Source organism: uncultured Abyssibacter sp. (assembly GCF_964000955.1).
Lineage (GTDB): Bacteria > Pseudomonadota > Gammaproteobacteria > Nevskiales > OUC007 > Abyssibacter.
Window position 1 is genome coordinate 1 of record NZ_CAXFCL010000199.1, and the last position, 19751, is coordinate 19751.

Annotated in this window: 18 protein-coding genes and 1 pseudogene; 11 read left to right on the forward strand and 8 right to left on the reverse strand. The window is 65.1% G+C overall.

What is annotated here, in order from left to right; translation table 11 throughout:
• Together ABNS06_RS09500 and ABNS06_RS09505 are read right to left on the reverse strand one after the other, a co-directional pair.
• The coding region (locus ABNS06_RS09500) for a fatty acid desaturase (RefSeq protein WP_348674183.1) at positions 1-704 on the reverse strand (704 nt) is incomplete at its 3' end.
• A 47-nt stretch (positions 705-751) separates the two neighbouring features.
• Complete coding sequence (locus tag ABNS06_RS09505; RefSeq protein ID WP_348674185.1) at positions 752-1879, reverse strand: ferredoxin reductase; 1128 nt, start codon at positions 1877-1879, stop codon at positions 752-754.
• A 187-nt stretch (positions 1880-2066) separates the two neighbouring features.
• Here ABNS06_RS09505 and ABNS06_RS09510 point away from each other — a divergent pair, with 187 nt between their 5' ends.
• The 5 genes from ABNS06_RS09510 to ABNS06_RS09530 all read left to right on the forward strand — a co-directional run bounded on the left by ABNS06_RS09510 (position 2067) and on the right by ABNS06_RS09530 (position 8971).
• The gene (locus ABNS06_RS09510; protein ID WP_348674187.1) at positions 2067-2708 is read left to right on the forward strand and encodes a TetR family transcriptional regulator; all 642 of its coding nucleotides are present in this window, start codon (positions 2067-2069) and stop codon (positions 2706-2708) included.
• 12 nt (positions 2709-2720) lie between these two features.
• The gene (locus ABNS06_RS09515; protein WP_348674189.1) at positions 2721-3905 is read left to right on the forward strand and encodes a hypothetical protein; all 1185 of its coding nucleotides are present in this window, start codon (positions 2721-2723) and stop codon (positions 3903-3905) included.
• A 109-nt stretch (positions 3906-4014) separates the two neighbouring features.
• A complete protein-coding gene (locus ABNS06_RS09520; RefSeq protein ID WP_348674191.1) occupies positions 4015-4974 on the forward strand; it encodes a LuxR C-terminal-related transcriptional regulator in 960 nt (319 codons plus the stop codon).
• A gap of 647 nt (positions 4975-5621) precedes the next feature.
• Positions 5622-7547 carry a DUF1302 domain-containing protein gene (locus tag ABNS06_RS09525; protein WP_348674193.1) on the forward strand — a complete coding sequence of 642 codons (1926 nt, stop codon included), beginning with the start codon at positions 5622-5624 and terminating at the stop codon, positions 7545-7547.
• A gap of 44 nt (positions 7548-7591) precedes the next feature.
• On the forward strand, positions 7592-8971 hold the full coding sequence (locus ABNS06_RS09530; protein ID WP_348674194.1) for a DUF1329 domain-containing protein: 1380 nt from the start codon (positions 7592-7594) through the stop codon (positions 8969-8971).
• A gap of 69 nt (positions 8972-9040) precedes the next feature.
• On the opposite strand, the pseudogene ABNS06_RS09535 reads toward ABNS06_RS09530, so the two are convergent.
• Both ABNS06_RS09535 and ABNS06_RS09540 read right to left on the reverse strand, forming a co-directional pair.
• A pseudogene (locus tag ABNS06_RS09535) lies at positions 9041-10192 on the reverse strand (low temperature requirement protein A).
• A 121-nt stretch (positions 10193-10313) separates the two neighbouring features.
• Positions 10314-11078, reverse strand: a complete 765-nt coding sequence (locus tag ABNS06_RS09540; RefSeq protein ID WP_348674196.1) for an SDR family oxidoreductase — start codon at positions 11076-11078, stop codon at positions 10314-10316.
• Positions 11079-11199: 121 nt separating this feature from the next.
• Between ABNS06_RS09540 and ABNS06_RS09545 the strand changes: the two genes are divergently transcribed.
• Positions 11200-12102, forward strand: coding sequence for a LysR family transcriptional regulator (locus tag ABNS06_RS09545; RefSeq protein ID WP_348674197.1), 903 nt, complete (start codon positions 11200-11202; stop codon positions 12100-12102).
• 2 nt (positions 12103-12104) lie between these two features.
• On the opposite strand, the gene ABNS06_RS09550 is transcribed toward ABNS06_RS09545, so the two are convergent.
• The 3 genes from ABNS06_RS09550 to ABNS06_RS09560 form a co-directional block, all read right to left on the reverse strand.
• Entirely contained in the window at positions 12105-12614 is a 510-nt protein-coding gene (locus ABNS06_RS09550) for a hypothetical protein (RefSeq protein WP_348674198.1), read from the reverse strand.
• A gap of 88 nt (positions 12615-12702) precedes the next feature.
• Positions 12703-13131, reverse strand: coding sequence for a hypothetical protein (locus ABNS06_RS09555; RefSeq protein WP_348674200.1), 429 nt, complete (start codon positions 13129-13131; stop codon positions 12703-12705).
• Positions 13128-14135: a carbon-nitrogen hydrolase family protein gene (locus tag ABNS06_RS09560; protein WP_348674201.1), complete on the reverse strand. Its 1008-nt coding sequence runs from the start codon at positions 14133-14135 to the stop codon at positions 13128-13130. The genes ABNS06_RS09555 and ABNS06_RS09560 overlap by 4 nt, the downstream gene beginning before the upstream one ends.
• A gap of 188 nt (positions 14136-14323) precedes the next feature.
• On the opposite strand from ABNS06_RS09560, the gene ABNS06_RS09565 reads away from it, so the two are divergent.
• On the forward strand, positions 14324-14902 hold the full coding sequence (locus ABNS06_RS09565; protein ID WP_348674203.1) for an AraC family transcriptional regulator: 579 nt from the start codon (positions 14324-14326) through the stop codon (positions 14900-14902).
• 19 nt (positions 14903-14921) lie between these two features.
• On the opposite strand, the gene ABNS06_RS09570 is transcribed toward ABNS06_RS09565, so the two are convergent.
• The gene (locus tag ABNS06_RS09570) at positions 14922-16253 is read right to left on the reverse strand and encodes an MFS transporter (protein ID WP_348674204.1); all 1332 of its coding nucleotides are present in this window, start codon (positions 16251-16253) and stop codon (positions 14922-14924) included.
• A gap of 150 nt (positions 16254-16403) precedes the next feature.
• Between ABNS06_RS09570 and ABNS06_RS09575 the strand changes: the two genes are divergently transcribed.
• The 4 genes from ABNS06_RS09575 (at position 16404) to ABNS06_RS09590 (ending at position 19430) form a co-directional block, all read left to right on the forward strand.
• The gene (locus ABNS06_RS09575; RefSeq protein WP_348674205.1) at positions 16404-17021 is read left to right on the forward strand and encodes a TetR/AcrR family transcriptional regulator; all 618 of its coding nucleotides are present in this window, start codon (positions 16404-16406) and stop codon (positions 17019-17021) included.
• A gap of 27 nt (positions 17022-17048) precedes the next feature.
• Complete coding sequence (locus ABNS06_RS09580) at positions 17049-18239, forward strand: hydroxymethylglutaryl-CoA reductase (RefSeq protein ID WP_348674207.1); 1191 nt, start codon at positions 17049-17051, stop codon at positions 18237-18239.
• A gap of 158 nt (positions 18240-18397) precedes the next feature.
• A complete protein-coding gene (locus tag ABNS06_RS09585; protein ID WP_348674208.1) occupies positions 18398-18880 on the forward strand; it encodes a VOC family protein in 483 nt (160 codons plus the stop codon).
• Positions 18881-18896: 16 nt separating this feature from the next.
• Entirely contained in the window at positions 18897-19430 is a 534-nt protein-coding gene (locus ABNS06_RS09590; RefSeq protein WP_348674210.1) for a DUF1697 domain-containing protein, read from the forward strand.
• Positions 19431-19751: the final 321 nt, after the last annotated feature.

The following is a 19751-nucleotide window of genomic DNA, read 5'->3' on the forward strand; positions in this document are numbered from 1 at the left end:
AGATTGCCAGCGAACACCAGCGGCGCCATCGGGCCGGCCAGCAGCGGAAACAGGACGTAATCCTTCAGCGTCTGCCGGCTGGTCTTGCGCCAGATGCCCCTGGCGACCCGCTTCACCTCGCCCAGATCACGCTTGCCCTTGCGCAGACGCTCCACCTCAAGGTCATGCAGCGCCACCCCGTACTGGAAGAACACCGCGAGCAGGAATGCCCACAACGGATTGAGCAGGTAGTACGGATGCCAGGCCTTGTCCTCGGACATCCGCAGCACGCCGTAGCCGATGTCCCGGTCCACGCCCTGCACGTTGGTGAAGGTGTGGTGCATGTAATTGTGCGAATGTCGCCACTGGTCCGCCGGACAAGCGGTATCCCACTCGAAGGTTTCGCCGCTCAGTTCCGGATCGTTCATCCAGTCGTACTGACCGTGCATGACGTTGTGGCCAATCTCCATGTTGTCGAGAATCTTGGAGATCGACAGCGCCACGGTGCCGGCGACCCAGGCGGGCGGAAAGAAGCTGAGGAACAGCAGGCCGCGCCCGCCGATTTCCAGCCGGCGCTGGGTCTTGATCATGTCGCGGATGTAGCGGGCATCGCGCTCGCCCAGATCGGCAAGCACGCGATCGCGGATCGCATCCAGCTCGCGGCCGAAGGCGTCGAGTTGCTCCGGCGTGAGCTCGGGCGCGTAAGAAGCGGTTGATTCAGCCATGTCGTGCCTCCTTGAGACGCAAACGTGGGAGTGAAAAAAGGTTTCGATCAGAGATCGACGGTGACCGAGCCGACCGGCTGCGACACGCAGATGCGGATCGGCTCGTCGGCTTCGGAGGACAGCTCGCCCGTCTGCAGATTGCGGACGACGCCAGCCGTCTTGCGGCAGGTGCAAGTACTGCAAATGCCCATGCGGCAGCCGTGTTTGGGGCGCAACCCGGCGGCTTCGGCCTGCTCCAGCAGGTTGGCGCCGTTGTTGGCGACGAAGCGCTCGCTGCGGGCGAAACGCACGTCGCCGCCCGCCGCCTCGTCGACCGCGCCGGCCGCCACACCAAAGCGTTCCTGGTGCAACCGTCGCGACCAGCCACGCTCGGCGTAAATCGATTCGACCGCCTGCATCAACGCGGCGGGACCGCAAAGCCAGGCCTGAGCCTCCGCCAGATCAGGGATCAGCGCATCCAGCTGCGTCGGCGTGCAATGGCCATCGGCCTCGCCCAGCCCCCGGGCATCGCTGCCCGTGTAAACGGTCAGCACATCGATATTCGAATGCGCATCGGCGATGGCCCGGAGCTCCTCGGCCGCAACCTGTTCGGCGGGCCGGCGAGCGTAGTGCAGGAAGGTCACACGTCCGATGTGGGCCTCATCGACCAGGGTCCGCAGCATCGCCAACACGGGCGTGATGCCGCTGCCACCACTGATCAGCACGATGCGGTCGGGCCGGGCCTCCGGCAAGTGAAACTCGCCCTGCGCTCCGGACAGCGCCAGCGCCATTCCTGGCTCCGCATGCGCGTAGAGATATCGGGAGACGACGCCGTCGGCATTGGCCTTGACGGTCAACTCGATCAGACCATCCTCGACATGCTCGGACTGCGCGGGCGAGAAGCAGCGCACACGGCGCACACCGTCGACCTCGACCGCCAATTGGACAAACTGCCCGGCGCGGAAGCCGTCCAGCCGTCCCAGCGGACGAATCGTCAGCGTGACGCTGTCCGCGGTCGGACGTTGCACGGCCACCACGGTCGCAGGCACGTGACCACTGGAGGTACGACGCCGCAGCCGCGGGCTCAGCGCCTCGGCGTAGGCGGCCACCGGATGCGGAAAGCTCAGGGCGGCCAACACGCGCTGGCTCAGCGAGGCGGGCGAATTGATCGATGTCCGGACGGTTTTGCGCGTCATGCGAGCGTCTCCTGACGAACTATCTAAGTGAACAGTCGTATACATACTTTCTCAACTCAGGATTGATGTCAACACTCGTTCACAATACTCAGATATTCATGATTAAAAACATAGAGATATATTTTCCATGGCCTGCCAACATTCTGGCCAGACACCGCAATTTTAAGTTTCGAGTACACTTGTCATCATGAGTACTCGCAGCAGCAAGTCGCGACGCATCGCCCGCCGGGGCGACACGCGCCAGATCCTGATCGACAAGGCGCTGGCCATGCTCGACGGGGACAAGAGCTTCGACGGCCTGTCGCTGCGCGAATTGACGCGCGAAGTCGGCATCGTGCCCACAGGGTTCTATCGGCATTTCCCGGACATGGATGCCCTGGGCCTGGCACTGGTCGACGAGGCGTTCCGCGCCCTGCGCAAGATTCTCGAGGACGTGCGCGAGGACACCCGCAGCACCGACCGTCTGGTGACCAGCGTGGTGAAATCACTGGTACGCCATATCCGCGCGAACCGTGCCGGGTTCGCCTTCATCGCCAGCGAACGCTTCGGCGGCAGCGCGGTGGTCCGCAACGCCATCCGTCGGGAGCTGCGTCTGGTGCAGACCGAACTGGCGGTGGATCTGGCCCGGCTGCCGTATCTGAAGGAATGGAACACCGCGGATCTGCACATGATCGCGTCGCTGCTGCTCAATGCCATGGTCGCCAATGCCATCGACATCCTCGATGTCGACACGCACGATCGGGAAGGCGAGGCGGCGCTGATGAAGCGAGCGGAACAGCATCTGCGCCTGATCCTGCTGGGCGTTCCGCAGTGGAAGACCGATCACTGAGGTCATGAACACATGAAAACCGGCCAGACACTTCGCGGCGCCGCTCGACTCGCCTTCGACGCGGTCGACGGCGTGACGGGCATCGTCGAGGACATGTACCGCAACATCGCCGCGGTCTCGCCGCCGATCGGCCAGGCGCCGACCGGAGGCGCACCGGGGATCGCCGGCTTCGTGCACGCCACGATTCGCGGCATCAACGGGCTCACGCGTGAATCCGTGGACATCGTCCTCGGCCGTCTCGCGGATTCGCTGGACGAACTGGCGCCGCCGGGACCGGGGCGGGAAGCGGTGATCTCGGCGCTCAACGGCGTGGTCGGCGACTACCTGCTCGACACCGACAATCCGCTGGCCATCCCGATGCAGTGGCGTCGGCACGGCGGCACCTTGCCCATGGACCGCGACGCGCTCAAGCGCGCGGTGCCGCGGCCGTCACGGCAGTTGATCATCACCGTCCACGGGCTGTGCATGAACGACCGGCAATGGACGCGCAACGGCCACAATCACGGCGTGCACCAGGCCGAGCGGTTCGGCGCCGATGCGGTGCATCTGCTCTACAACACGGGTCGCCACATCTCGGTCAACGGCCGCGAGCTGTCCACGCAGCTGGAAGCGTTGATCGCGGCCTGGCCGACTCGGGTGCGCTCAGTGCGCATCCTGGCTCACAGCATGGGCGGGCTGGTTACGCGCAGCGCGCTGGCGCAGGCCGAAACCCTCGGCCACGATTGGCCCGAGCGGGTCCGATCGATCGCGTTTCTCGGTACTCCGCATCTCGGCGCACCGCTGGAGCGCGGCGGCAACTGGATCGACGTGCTCGGCGCGCTGAGCCCCTACACCGCGCCAATCGCCCGCCTCGGCTGGCTGCGCAGCGCCGGCATCACCGATCTTCGCCACGGCAGCACGCTGGACGAGGACTGGCAGGGTCGCGATCGCTTCGAGCGCAGCGACCATCGCCCGAACCTGCACCCGCTGCCGGCGCACATCGAGGCCGTTGCGGCCGCCGGTACGCTGGGCGCCCGACGCACGCACCTGCTGGGCGACGGGCTGGTCCCCGTTCGCAGCGCCCTGGGACAGACACGCGATGGCCGCCCCGCGATGGCCTGGTCCGAATCCGGCACACGCGTCTTCGCCCGGATGAATCACTGGGATCTGCTCGACGATCCGCGCGTCACGACCTTCCTCGACACGCACCTGAACTGAGCGGCCGAAACCGGTCGCACCGTCTGTTCGACCCCGCCCACGGACGGCATTCCGCCAATCCGCGATACTGACACTGTCAGTATCAGGACAGGATTCGGAATTCATCGTCATGCTAGAGCGCATCGGTCTGACCACCCGCCAGGAACGCGTGTATCGCACGCTGATCGGAGAGCCCCAGCTGGAACTCTCCGGCCTGATGTCACGCGTCGGCCTGACGCGTGAGGACGCACAGGCCGAGATCAACGCCCTGATCAATGCCGGCCTGGTGCTCGCCGGGTCGCTGGACGGCCCGTTCACCGTTGCCGACCCGGAAGGCGCCATCGCCATGCTCATCAAGCGTGAGCATCAGGCACTGGATCAGGTCCGCATCGAATCCGCCCGGCTCAGCGAGAAGCTGAGAACCATCCGCCAATGGCAGGACACCAGCTCCATCATCGAGGTGGTGACCGGCGCCGAGGCCATCGACAACCGCTGGGAGCAGGGCCAGCGCCGCGCGCGCGGCATGATCCGCATGACCGATCGGCCGCCCTACTACGGTGGCGCCAACGTCGAGAAAATGAACCTGCAACTGGAGCTGATGAAGGAAGGGCTCACGTACCGCACGCTCTACGACCAGTCCATCTTCGATACGCCCCACCACGTGGACCGGGCGTTCCTCGCCATCCGCGCGGGCGAGGACGCTCGCGTGCTACCGGATGTCCCGATCAAGCTGGTGCTGATCGATGACGACGAGGCGTTGCTTGTACTCCTGACCTCGGGCGAAGAGCATGAACCGGCGGTCATCGTGGTTCACCCGTCAGCCCTGCTGGACTCGCTGATCGCGCTTTACGAGTTGCTTTGGAGCCGCGGGCGCCCAATCACCAGCGACATTCCGACACCGGACGAAGAGGACATCCCGCGGCAATTGCTCGCCCTGCTCGCGGCCGGCCTCAAGGACGAGGCCATCGCGCTGGAACTGGACGTGACCGTCAGAACCGTGCGGCGCCGCATTGCCGCGCTCTACGAACAATTGGGCGTGCACAACCGCTTCCAGGCTGGCGTCGCAGCCAAGGAACGCGGCTGGCTGTAACCAGGGGCACCACTCCCGCCTGCTGTTGCCGCGGACCGCGACTCGCGTGTCCGGCCGGCGCGGCGGCATCGCCAGCCGTTGGAAGTGCCGCGCAACCTGCGCGGATCACGCTGGCGTCACGGACAGGCCGTGACAACACCACGGCGAATCCGCAATCCGCTCGAATGGCGTCCGCAGCGCGGGGAATGCCGCGTTTCATCGACGCAAGGTGTTCCCATTATGAACTTGTTGGTACATCATTGGCTTAGCGGCACCGTGCCGCCGCACGCGGATCGAATCCCTCACAGAAGCGGATCGTCCCGGCGCCGCTCGGGCTGACAACAACTCAGGGCATTGGAGGAGACGATGCACGCTGACGATGACATTGCGCCCCAGCACCGGCGCCGACGGACCGTGCCTCACGGCCTGCGCAACCCGTGCTCCACGCACGAGCAGGCGACGCTGTTCACATCCCCTTTACGACGACGTCGCTACAACGGCTCGTATAACGTACCCAAACGTACATAAATTGAATCGGCAGCCGTTCGTGGCCGGTCAATCCACAAGTGCTCAGCCGGACCTGCCCCTTCAGGCCGGGGCTTCGGACTGACACGCGTGCAACAGATCTGGTGCAAACCGGATCAATAACCCATCAGGGAGACACTCAGATGAAGATGTATTCATGCAACCTGCTGCGGCTTGCAGTCCTGGGAGCGGCTACCGTCCCATTCCATGCATCCGCGGCGACGCTGGATATCGGCGGCATGGAAGCGCGGATCGACACCACGCTGTCCGCCGGTGTGTCCTTCCGCATGCAGGACCCGGACGAGTCGCTGATCGGCATCTCCAACGGCGGCACGTCGCGATCCGCGAACGGCGACGACGGCACCTACGGCTACGAGAAGGGCGATGTGGTGTCCGCCGCGGCCAAGGTCACCGTCGATCTGGATCTGGCCTTCAACCGCAACTGGGGCATCTTCACCCGCGCCAGCGCCTTCTATAACCCGGAGGCTTCGGACGCCGGTGAGCTGGACGAACGGCTGGCCGCGAATGAATCCCGCGCCCGCGGAGAAGCCGAACTGGGCGAACGTGGCCACGAACGGCTGGACAACAGCGTGGACCTGCTCGACGCCTTCCTCTACGGCAGCTTCTCGCTGGGGGATCAGTACATCAGCATGAACCTGGGCAACCAGGTGGTGAGCTGGGGCGAGAGCACGTTCATCCGCAACGGCATCAACATTCTCAACCCGATCGACGTCTCCAAGATCCGCCTGCCCGGCTCCGAGATCAAGGAGGCCCTGACGCCGATTCCGATGCTGTTCGTCCAGACCTCGATCACGGACAACCTCAGCATGGAAGCCGTCTGGCAGTTCGACTGGGAACAGGTCGAGATCGACCCGCGCGGCAGCTTCTTCTCGACCAACGACGCCGCATCGGATGACGGCGACAAGATCTTCCTGAGCTACGGCCGTCGACTCGATGACAACACGCGTCCCCTGGGCGTGGGCGGCGATGCGCACGCGTGGATCCCGCGGACCGCGAACGTCGCACCGGAGGACGAGACCTCGCAGGCGGGCGTGGCATTCCGCTATTTCGCGGAATCCCTGAACTCCACCGAGTTCGGGCTCTACTACGTGAACTACCACTCGCGCACCCCCAACATCTCGGCGGTTCGCGGACAGGCCTCGAACATCGGCAATACGGCCGAAGGCGGCCTGAACCCGAACCCGCCTCCGCTGTGCATGGACGACGCGGTCACCGACCCGTCAACCTGCCGTGCGAGCTACTTCGTCGAGTACGACGAGGACATCTCGCTCTGGGGTCTGAGCATGAACACCAACGGCCCCTGGGGCACCGCCGTCCAGGGTGAGGTCAGCTACCGTCCGAACGCACCGGTGCAGCTGTCCGGCGGCGACGTCGTGCCCGCGGCCCTCGTGGACGGGATGTACCTGGGCACCTATGCCGCCGGCGAGGTCGTCTCCGGCTACGACGAGATCGAAACCTGGCAGATCCAGACCACCATCACCAAGGCCTTCGGACCGAGCTTCGGCGCCGGTCAGTGGATCGTGCTCGGCGAGATCGGCTACACGCGGCAGGATCTGGAAGACAAACCCTACTCGGGTGCCGGCGCGGCGCTTCCCACCTGTCGCAACAATCCGGTGCTGGTCATCGCGGTCGCGAACGGGTCGTGTCAGGAAGACCTCGGCGGAGGTTTCCAGACCAAGTCCTCCTGGGGCTATCGCCTGGTCACCCGCCTCGACTATTCCAACGTGTTCGCCTCGGTCAACATCTCGCCGCGCCTGGTGTTCTTCCATGACGTCAACGGCGTGAGCTCGACGTTCACCGAAGACAATCAGGTCATCAGCGCCGGCGTGCAGTTCAGCTACCTCCAGCGCTGGCAGGCCGATATCGCCTACACGGTGTTCACCGGTGGCGAGGTCTACGCCGGCACCGACCCGTACGCACCGGGCGACATGACCCCGATCGGCACGACCGCCACCGGCGATCCCAGCCAGTCGGCCTCCTTCGCCACGCGCGCCAACGACTCGGCGGATCGCGATTTTCTCGGCGTATCGGTCAGCTACGCATTCTGACCCCCGAACCGACGCCGCAAGCCAACCCTATTCTGGAGAGCACCATGCATTCACGTTTCAACCGTCTGCTGGGCACCGCCGTCGCGGCAACCGCCGCCGTGGCGACCACGATGCCCCTGCTGACGTCCGCCGCCGTCTCCGAGTCCGAGGCCGCGCGCCTGGGCCAGGACCTCACGCCGCTGGGCGCCGAAAAAGCCGGCGATCCGGCACTCGGTATTCCCGCCTGGACGGGCGGGCTCACCGAAGTCCACCCGGACTTCAAGCCGACCGGGCACTACCCCAACCCCTATTCGAAGGATTCGGTTCTCTTCGAAATCACCGGCAGCAATGCCGATGAGTACGCGGAGCACCTGACGCCGGGGCAGATGGCGTTGCTCAAGCAGTACCCGACCTGGAAGATGAAGGTCTATCCGACGCGGCGCTCCGCCTCATTCCCCCAGGGGATCTACGACGCGACCCGCGACAATGCCACCAAGGTCACGCTGGTTCAGGGCGGCAACGGCTTCACCGGCTCGACCTCCGGCATCGCCTTTCCGATTCCTCAGAACGGTACCGAAGTCATCTGGAACCACCTGACCGCCTACAAGGGCGATACCTGGGGCACCAGCTGGGCGCAGGCGCCCGTGACATCCAACGGCGACTACAACCTCGTCGAGTTCGACTACGAGTACGACTTCATCTACGGCAACCAGCGCAAGGAACCCGGCGCACGCCAGGAAAATCTGTTGCTCTACTTCCTGCAGGCGATCACCGCCCCGCCGCGTCTGGCCGGGTCGATTCTGCTGGTGCACGAGTACGCCGATCAGGTCCGCCAGCCGCGCAAGGCCTGGATCTACAACCCCGGCTCCCGCCGCGTCCGTCTGGCACCCAATGTCGCCTACGACAATCCGGGCACCGCCTCCGACAGCCTGCGCACCAACGATGACTTCGGCATGTTCAACGGCGCGACGGATCGCTACAACTGGGAAGTGATTGGCAAGAAGGCGATCTACATCCCGTACAACGCGTTCGACGTGAACAGTGACGACATCAGCAGCGAGGACGTGTTGTTGCCGGGGCATATCAACCCCGAGTACACCCGCTACGAGTTGCATCGTGTCTGGCATGTGCGGGCGACGCTCAAGGATGGCACCAGCCACATCTACAAGCGTCGCGACTTCTATCTCGATGAAGACAGCTGGGTCGCGCATGTGGTCGACAAGTACGACAGCCGCGATCAGCTGTGGCGGGTATCCGAAATGCACTCGCTCAACTTCTACGACCTGCCAATGCTCACGGCCGGGGTTGAAGTGCATCATGACCTGGACGCCAAACGGTATATCGCCATGCGGCTGACCAACGACTATGACGTGGTCTACCAGCCGATCGAGGCGGATGACAACGACTTCCGTCCGGCGGCCCTGCGGTCCCGCGGGCGTCGTTAAGGCGGTCGGAAGCAATCGGATGGCGCGGCGACTTCGGTTGCCGCGCCATCGCCACGGAGGCCCGGCCGGCTAGTCCCCGGGCAGCGGCCGCGGCGCCAAACGCCCGCGAACCCAGACGGCCACGACCGCCACCAGCGCCACACCCTCCAGTGCCAGCAACGGCGGCACCAGCAGCACCAGAGCGGCGAACAGCAACAGGCTGTGCCGAGCCATGCCTCCCAGCACGAAGCGGTCGCGGACGAACCAAAGCCCGACGAGATACCCCGCCACCGGAATCGCCACCGCGTAGTCACCGGCCAGCAGTCCGATCTTGGCGTGGCCCGTGATCACGTCGACCAGCACCGCGAAACCGGCACCCACGGCCGCGCCACTCATGTAGATCACGAAATGGCCGTAGCCCCAGGTCAGCGCGCGGGACAGGCGTTGATCCTGCAAATGCTCCTGGCGAGCGAAGTAAAGCCACCACATCGAGAACAGGATCAGCATCGCCGACAGCGCGATATGCACCAGGGCAATGTCGAAGTGTCCGGTGACGGCATGATTGAGCGCCATCGACCCGGCGAGCAGCGTCTCGCCCAAGACGATGATGTTGAGCAGCCCGTAGCGCTCCATGATGTGATGGCGATGCCAGGGGGTGGCGTTGCCGCGTTCGGCGATCGCCGGCACGGCCAGCTCCAGGATCGCACCCACCGCGAACAGGCCGTAGAACAAGCCCGTGCCCGGCTCCGGTAGCCAGCCGAAGGCCACCCAGAAACACTGGACCAGCGCGATGCCGATGGCGTAGCGCATTGCGGTGGGGCGACGCCCGGCATCATTCGCGGCGGCGCGCAGCCACAATGCCACCATGCCCAGACGCATGACCACGTAGCCGGTCACGATCACCCGCAAGTCCAGATGATCGAAGAACGGCTCGATGCCGGCCGCCATGATCAGCGCACCGAACATGATCACCATGGTCAGCAGCCGATAAGGGGCATCGTCGTTGTCGTAGGCCGACGCGAATCAGGTGAAGTTCATCCACGCCCACCAGATCGCGAAGAACGCGGCGACGAACTTGAGAATGCCCTCGACCGCATGCGCCTCGGCCACGGCGTGATGCAAGCCGGCGGCGGCCACCGCGATGGCGATCACCGACACCAGGTCGAACAGCAGCTCCAGCGGTGTGGCGGCCCGGTGCTCCTGCTGAGGGTCGCGTGGCGGCATCGGCCGAATTGCCTGCATCTCAATCCCCTTCCCTGATCGCTATTCATGGCCGCCGCGGCGCGGCAGGCTCGTCCATGATGGAAGCAACCGGCGCCAGCTCACAACCAGCCGCATGCGCCTCACCCCTCACACTTCACGCCTACAGCAACATCCCACCGGACGCCTCGATCCGCTGCCCGGTGATCCACTGCGACGCCGGCCCGAGCAACTGCGCCATGACCACGCCGATATCCGATGGCAGGCCGGCACGGCCCATCGCCGTGACGGATGCGACCTGCTGATTGATCGCGTCGTTGTCGCGCACGGCGCCGCCGCCGAAATCGGTTTCGATCGCACCCGGCGCGATGGCATTGACCGAGATACCACGCTCGCCCAGTTCCTTCGCCAAGTAGCGGCTCAGCACCTCGATCGCGCCCTTTGCGGAGGCATAGGCCGCATGCCCCGGCAGACAGAACCGCGCCAGCCCGGACGAGACGTTGAGGATGCGCCCGCCGTCGGCGAGTAGCGGCAGCAACGCCTGGGTCAGAAAGAATGGCGCCTTCACATGCACCTGCATGATGCTGTCGAACTCGGCCTCGGTGGTCTCGGCGAACGGTCTGTTCAGGCCGTGCCCGGCGTTGTTGAGCAAGGCGTTGAAACGATCTCGACCCCAGATGGATTGCAGGGTGTCGCGGACGGTGTCGGCGAATGCCGGGAAGCGGTCGCTGGCGGCCATATCCAGTTGCAGCGCCACCGCCTTGCGGCCCATGGCCTCGATCTGCGCCACCACGGCCTGCGCCGCGTCGGCCTGGCTCTGATAGGTCAGCAGGACCTCGTCGCCCTGCTTCGCGACCTCCAGCGCCGCTTCGCGGCCGAGACCGCGGCTGCCACCGGTGATCAGAACGATACGTGTTTGAGCTGTCATGCCAGTCTCCTTGGGAGCCGTGATGAACTTGGACATGCAGCCTAATTGGCTGTTCTTTTGGCATAAACTGGCGATTCGTGATTAATGTGTTCGCCAATTGCGAACAATTGCGGGGGCTGCCATGGATCAGGTCAAGGCAATGCAGATCTTCACGCGAGTCGCGGAGATGAGCAGCTTCACCGGTGCCGCCGAAACGCTGACGCTGCCCAAGGCCAGCGTCTCCACCGCCGTGCGTCAGCTCGAACAGCAGCTCGGCACCCGACTGTTCCATCGCACGACGCGTCATGTCGAGCTAACGCAGGACGGTGCCGTCTACTTCGATCACTGCGTCGACCTGCTCGCCGAGCTGGACGAACTCAATACCCTGTTCATCAACGACGAACGCGCACTGACCGGCCGCCTGCGCGTGGACATGCCCAGCCGCCTGGCCCGGCACCAGGTGGCGCCCCGACTGCCGGAGTTTCTCCGGGCCCACCCGCAACTCGCGGTGGAACTGAGCAGCACCGACCGCCGGGTGGATCTCGTGCAGGAGGGGTTCGACTGCGTGCTGCGGATCGGCACGCTGCGCGATTCCAGTCTGGTCGCCCGGCGGCTGGGCACGATGCGGCTGGTGAACTGCGCCAGCCCGGCGTATCTGAAGCGCCACGGCGTGCCCACGACGATCAATGACCTGCGTGACGGTCACCTGCTGGTGCACTACGCCTCGACGCTGGGCGACAAGCCCGAAGCCTGGGAATACTTCGACGGCCGCATCTACCGCACCCTGGAGCTGCCCGGTGTCATCACCGTCAACAACTCCGATGCCTACGAGGCCTGCTGCCTGGCCGGCCTGGGCATGATCCAGGTGCCGGCCATCGGCGTGCAGCATCTGCTCGACGATGGTCAGCTCGTGGAGGTGCTGCCCGACCACCCCGCCCAATCGATGCCGGTGTCACTGCTGTTCTCGCACCGCCGCAACCGTTCCCGTCGTGTTCAGGTGTTCGCGGACTGGCTGGATGACATCCTGCGGCCGTATCTCGAATAGCCCTAGTAGCGGAAGTACACCGCTTCGAAATCCAGGTACCGATGCCGGCGTTCCGGCGAACGGCAGTCATCGTAGCCGGCATGCTGGAAATCGCCGAGCACGAAGGTATCGCTCCAGGTATCGAGATCAATCAGCGTGTAGCAGGTGAAATCGCCCTCGAAATCCAGGCGCTCGGCCTCCACGCCGTCATCCGTCAGCGTGTAGCCGCCGAGGTAGATTTCGCCCTCGGTGATGTACACGTCCAGCGGCTCGCCGCCACAGTTGTCCGTCGCGTAGGTTTCGTAGGCGCCGTAGTAGTAGCCATCGTAGAAGCTGAAGTAGTCGGTGTAGCTCTTCGCGTCATACGGATCGTACGGATCGGCGTCATGGATGTATTGGCAACCGGTGGCCCAGTCGCCGTCGAGTACCGCCTCAGGCAGCCGCGAGTCGTAATGGTCGTAGTGGTGATAGTCGTCGTAGCGGCAGGCGGCCAGGGAGACCATCGCGAGCAGCAGGCAGAGTCGAATTGGCATCGCAGCATCCGAGGAGGAATCTGCGGCCAGTACAGCGACCCGGACTGACAGTGACCTGACAGTCCGGGGACGAAGCAGGAACCGGTGCTCAGACCACGCCGGCGACCAGCACCACCACACCACCGATCTCGCCAGCGATCAGCGCGATCATGTACACGCGAATCACCCAGGGCGATATGGTCCGCCTGCCCATCACATGCGGCCGGCGGAGCTGGTTGTCAGTGTCCCTGAGCCAGCCGTGCAACGCGTAGCCGGCCACGGCCGATGCGAAAAACGCGATGGGCACGACGACGGCGATCATGTCGACCCACTCGCTCCAGCGGCTGTGCAGGGCGAGTTGCTGCAGCACCAGACAGGCAAAGGCGTACATCAGTGCCGTGCGGTGACAGATATCGACGTAAACCGGGGCCTCGGCGGCTTCCGAACGCATGATGTGCGCGTATTTCCAGATCCCCGTAAGCATGCCGACGATCAGGAACCCGCCCGCCGAAAGCAGCGCGATGTAGTCGGCACTCATGCGGCCACCCCCTTGGCGCGCCGCGCAGCCTGAACCCCGGCCACGCGCGCACTGCGGCGGTAAACCGGTGCGCTGACCAGGTTCTGCTGATGCCAGTACGCTTTCAGAAAGGCCGGCAGCGCAGGTATCCAGAAGCGATCCAGCGGGTCATCCGACACCGGTTCGTGACTCGCCAACTCGATGTCGGCGTAGATGGTGCCCGGCCCTTCCAGCGCGTTGCGACTCGCCAGCACCTTGCCGCGGCTGTCGACGATCTGCGTCGCGCCGACGAAGTGGGTGTCGTAGGGCAGGCCGGCACGCAGCCCGATCCGGAACGTCCCGGCCACCGCGCCGCAGTGGCTGGCCTGAATCACCGGGGCGCCGAGCCGCCGCGCGAATTCCACCGGCGCCTGCTCGCTGAGATAGCGGTTGTACTGACCGATGGACGCCAGCCCGGCGCGCACCGGCCCCGGCCAGTTCTCCGGCAGCGTCCACCAGTGCGTGCCGGTCATCGCGAGTTGCACGCGACCACGCATGCGCCGGATCGTCTGGCAGCGAATCAGCTCCCAGCACACCGCGGCGCCGACGCCGCCCAGCGCCGTGTCCCACACGCCGTCATCACTGCCGCCGGTGTAGTACGCCCGCTCCCACATCGTCGGCAGGTCCTTGTCATGCTGGTACTGCTGACCCTCGGGGCCGACGAAAATGTAGCGGTTGTAGATCTCGCCACCGTCCTCGACCAGCATCGATCCGCCGACCCAGCCGCCGTGGCGCCTGGCCAACCGCTTCATCATGTCGATGGCGACATTCCTCGCCGGCAGCACGCAGTTCGAGGTCTCCGGCACCGGGGCGATCGTTCCAGTGTAGAACTCCGGCAGCGCGACAATCTCCGCGCCGGCCTTGAAGGCCTCGGCAATCCGCGACTCGGCGTGGGCGATGTTGGCGGGCGCGTCGCCCACCGCGGCGTGGAGTTGCACCGCCGCGACCCGGCGGGTCGGTGATGTTCCGTCCGTGCTTGTGACCATCGGTCTCTCTCCCTGACTGACGGGGCTATTATCGACCGAGCCACCACCGGGAGACTTTCAAGATTCTGCTACCGGACCAGATTCAGATCAGCGGTCGCACGCTGCTGTTCGTCGGCCGCCTGCCTCAGACGCAGTGGCACCGGCACTGCTGCGAAACCTGGCTGTTCGGCCTGGACGGACCGCTGCGGGTGGATGTCGCACGCAGCGGTCAGCGACACGTCGCCACCAGCGCGATTGTTCCGGCCGGCGAGCAGCACATCCTGGACGCGCCGGACTCCCGGGTTGGCATCCTGCTGCTGGACCCGATCCTGGCGCCGCCCGTTCCTGCCCCGCATGCCGTGCGAACGCACCCGGACGCCGCCAACTGGATCGCGACGTTGCGCCAGACACCGTCGCCGCTGGTGGACCTGCCCGCCTGGATCCGGCAAACCTCGGACCCGAGCGGACAAATCGACACCCGCGTCATCGCCGCCGCCGACCTGCTCGATGCGACCGTCGCCGAGAACCAGCGCATCGCCGCACTGGCCGGCGAGATCGGATTGTCGGAGTCACGCCTGCAACACCTGTTCGTCTCGGAAACCGGCCTGCGCCTGCGTCAGTACCGCGTGTGGATGCGCCTGCTGCACGCCGCACACGACGCCGGCCTGGGGCGGTCGATCACCCGGGCGGCCTACGACAATGGCTTCTCCAGCCCCTCGCATTTTTCCCACACCTTCAGGACAACGTTCGGGCTGGCTCCGCGGGAGATTCTGACGGCGCGACGGTGATCCCGGGCGCGCCGCGGGATCAGGCCACCTGCTCGCGCACCCGCGCCAGACTCTCCCGATACGGTTTCATCCCGGTCGCCAGCAGGGTGATCGCCACGACACCGGCAACCCCGCTCACCAGAAACATCGACCAGCCGACCATGTTGTCGTCGTGGAACACGAAGTCGGTGACGACGGCAACGGCGGTGGGCCCGATGCCCAAGCCGATCATGTTGACGATGAACAGGTACAGCGCCGAAGCCTGACCACGCAGCCGGTTGGGCATGATGTCCTGAATCGCGGTGGGCGCGACTCCGAACGGCATGCTGATGAAGAAGGTGGCCGGCACCAGGAACAGGCCCGCCACGAGGCTGTTCGGCGACAGCATGTAACCGGCCCCGAAGGGAATCACGCAGATCGCCGCGACCAGTCCCACGCGCATCGGCGCATCGCTGCGGCCCTGCGCGGTCCAGCGGTCGGACAGGCGCCCACCGGTGACGATGCCCATCGAGCCGAAGATCATGACGATGAGCCCGAACACCAGCCCGACCTGCCCGATCGACCAGCCGTGAACACGAACGAAGTAGGTCGGAATCCACGCCGCCGTACCGTAGGAGCAGAACGCGATCATCGCGAACCCGATGTTGTGGCTGAGGACCGTGCGCCGGTTGAGCTTGAGGAAGGCCACCACTTCACGGATCGGAACAACCGCGGCGGTCCCGGCACCGCTGCGCCGCGGCTCCTTGATCAGCAGGAACGCCAGGCTGAACAGCAACCCGGAGGCGCCGAGCACGTAGAACACGACCTGCCACGGCCGGGTCTCGCCCAGCACCGGCAACGTCACCGCGCCCTGTGCGGTCACGAACTCGACGATCAGCCCGCCCAGCAGGAACGCGATGCCGGAACCGATGTAGATGCCCATCGAGTAAACACTGATCGCCGTGGCGCGTTTCGACGGCGGAAAATAGTCCGCGATCATCGAATAGGCGGCCGGTGACAGCGCGGCCTCACCCACACCCACACCGATCCGGAACAGAAACAGCTGCCAGTAGTGTTTCGCCAGGCCGCAAAGGCCGGTCATCACGCTCCACACGACGATGCCCACCGTCACCAGCCCGCGTCGGCTCTTGGAATCCGCCATGCGCCCCAGCGGAATCCCCATGATGGTGTAGAAGATCGCGAACGAAAAACCCATCAGCAGGCTCATCTCCGTGTCGGAGATACCCAGATCCTTGCGGATAGGGCCGACCATCAGATTGAGAATCTGCCGATCCACGAACGAGAACACGTAGGCCATCATCAGGATCGCCACGACGAACCAGGCGTACCTGGCCGAGTAGGCCGCACCGGCCTCGGGGGTGTTCGTTTGCATGGTGCTGTCTCCCCATGTCGATGTTGGTTGGATCGCCTCGCCGGGCGACTGATCTGGCTTGCATCAGCAAGTAAACACAGTGTATACCATGGATGCATGTCAGATGGGTAGCCCTTTTCTGGCGCCCGGAACCGGAGGGACTCTGCGGACATGAACAACACCGTCACGGCGCTCGATTCACGCGCCAAACCGGCAGCAAGCCGCCGCGATCAAACACGCCTGCGCATCATCAAGGGGGGCGCCAGAGCCTTCGCCGAGCGCGGCTTCGAAGGCACCAGCGTGCAGGCGATTCTGGACGCCGCCGGCGTATCGCGCCGCACGTTCTACGTCCATTTTTCCGACAAGAGCGCGGTGCTCTCCGCCATTTACGAGCGCTCGCTCACGCATCTCATGGCCTGCCGCCGCGAGGCGATGAAACACCCCGGCAGCGGCATCGAACGCATCGTCCGCGCCCAGGAGGTGTACATGGACTTTGTCGCCACGGCCGGGCCAATCATCCGCGTCATCACCTCGGAGGCTCTGCGTCCCGACGGCGCGCTGCACGACATGCGCCTGAGCATGCACCAGCAGATCGAGGACCTTTACTGCTCGACATTCCTCGCCGCCGAGGGCCGAACCCTCGATCCGATGGTCGCGCGCAGCATCATCCTGCTGAGCGAGTCCCTGACCCTGCATGTGCTGATGCAGCACCCGGGGGATGAGGCCAGGCTCGTCCACGCCGGAACCATCCTGAAAACACACGTAGAACAACTACTCGCCGCGGACTGATCCAGCGGCGGACCAGTGGAGAGACCCATGACCGACACCGCACCGACCGGCCGCCCGCGCATTCCGCGTGACAAGGCCAATGAGTACGCCGAATCCGCCGCCCAGGCGCGCCGCGACTTCGTTCGCGAACAGACGGGCGTGCAGCTCAAGCACACCGGCAGCTACAGCTTTGACCCGGCCGAAACCCAGGGAAACTGCGAGCATTTCACCGGTGTCGCGCAGGTCCCCCTGGGCATCGCCGGCCCGGTCCTCGTCAATGGCGAACATGCCAAAGGCGAGTTCTATGTGCCCATGGCGACCGCCGAGGGCACGCTGGTCGCCAGCTACAACCGCGGCATGCGGCTCACCCGCGAGTCCGGCGGCATCACCGTGACCGTCGCCGACGACGCCATACAGCGCGCCCCGGTGTTCGCCTTCGACAATGCGCAGACCGCGAAACAGTTCGGAGCCTGGGTCATCGACAACATGGGGCCGATCCGCGAGGCCGCCGAGTCGACCACCAGTATCGGCAAGCTGCGCAACATCGAGCACTACGCCGCGGCCCGCTTCCTGTACCTGCGCTTCAACTACAGCACCGGCGATGCCGCGGGGCAGAACATGTGCGGCAAGGCCACCCACGCAGCCTGCCAGTGGATTCTCGCGAACACGCCATTTGCCGTGGAGCGCTTCTCGCTGTCCGGCAACATGGACACGGACAAGAAGCCCTCGCAGATCAACTTCCTGCACAGCCGCGGCAAGCGCGTCATCGCCGAGTGCACGATTCCGGACAAGCTGATGCGGGAGATCATGGGCATCGACTGCAAGTCGCTGTACCGGCGCCGCATCATGTCCATGACCGGCGCCTTCATGGCCGGCTCCATGAACAACGGCGCCCACGCCGCCAATGGCATCACCGCCACCTTCATCGCCACCGGACAGGATGCCGCCAACGTCGCCGAATCCTGCGTCGGCGCCGCCGTCGGGGAACTGACCGACGACGGCAGCTACTACTTCTCCATCACGCTGCCCTCGCTGATCTGCGCCAGCTACGGCGGTGGCACCGGCTTGCCCAGCCAGCGGGAATGCCTGGAGATGATGGATTGCTACGGCAAGGGCAAGGCCAGAAAGCTGGCCGAGATCATCGGTGCTACCGTGCTGGCCGGAGAGATGTCACTGGCCGCCGCCGTGGCCACGGGAGACTGGGTGACCAGTCATGAACAGTACGGGCGCAATCGATAGAGACCGCCCGGAAGACTTGCGGGCTGCCGGATGCGTCATCGTGATCGACGTGATTTCCGGTAGTCCGGTCGGTCTTGCTGCACCCTCACGCCCTCGGCGCCAGACCAGCAAGCTGAAGCGCTCCATGACAGAGCGCCACACTGGACGGAGGACCGCGCATGAATCCGGCAAAAAACACGATTTGCCTCTGGTACGACGGCGCCGCCGAGGAAGCGGCCCGGTTCTATGCCGATACGTTCCCCGATTCATCGGTCGGCGCGGTGCATCGCGCGCCCGGTGACTTTCCGTCCGGTCAGGTGGGGGACGTATTGACCGTCTGGTTCACGGTGCTGGGCATCCCGTGCCTGGGACTCAACGGCGGCGCAAGGTTCAAGCACAACGAGGCGTTCTCGTTTCAGGTGGCAACGACGGATCAGGCCGAAACGGATCGCTACTGGAACGCCATCGTCGGCAACGGCGGCCAGGAAAGCGCCTGCGGATGGTGCAAGGACAAATGGGGTGTGTCCTGGCAGATCACGCCGGTGGCCTTGACCCGGGCGGTCAGCAACCCCGACCCCGCGGTCGCCAAACGCGCGTTCGAAGCAATGATGGGGATGACGAAGATCGACATCGCCGCGATCGAGGCGGCCTGTCGGGGATGACGCCCAGCGATTTCGCATGAAGACCTACGCCGTCCTGCTCCGGGGCATCAATGTCGGCGGCCGCAACACGCTGCCGATGGCCGAACTGCGAACGCTGTTGCAAGCGCTGGGCTGTGAACACGTCCAGACGTACATCCAGAGCGGAAACGTCATACTCCGGAGCACGGCGACGTCCGCGGCGCTCTCGCAGGAGATCGCCCAGGCGATTCACGAGCGTCATGGTTTCGAACCGCATGTGCTGGTGCTCGCGGCATCGGAGGTGACGGCGGCCATGGACGCCAATCCGTTCGCCGAGCACGCATCCGACCCGAAGTCGGTCCACTTCGGTTTTCTCGATTCGGTGCCGCCAAACTCTGACCTGGACGGCCTGGAGGCGATCCGGGCGCCGAGCGAGCGGTTCGAGCTGAAGGAGCGGGTGTTCTACCTGCATGCGCCCGACGGCATTGGTCGCAGCAAGCTGGCGGCGCGCAGCGAGGCGCTGCTGGGCGTGCCGATGACGGACCGGAACCTGCGCACGATGAGCAAGATCGTGACGATGCTGAACGGCTGACCCTCTCCGGCCGCGCGACCGCCAACCGTCCGCCGGCCGTGCCTTTCCAGCGACCAACCCGAGTCTGATGTCCCCGGGTGACCTTCCGATTCTGCCCCTCCTCCAATTTATTGACACCGTTTATTTAATACTGTCCAATTAATTCATGGCACGACAACCGATGACAGTTCACGAGATTGAGGCGCGACGCCGGCAGATCCTGGACGCCGCGATGGACCAGTTCGAAAGCGGCGGACTGGAGGCGGTGAGCTTTCGCCAGATCGCCGCCTCGCTGGGCTGCAGCTACTCCACGCCGTATCGCTACTTCGACAGCAAGGAGGC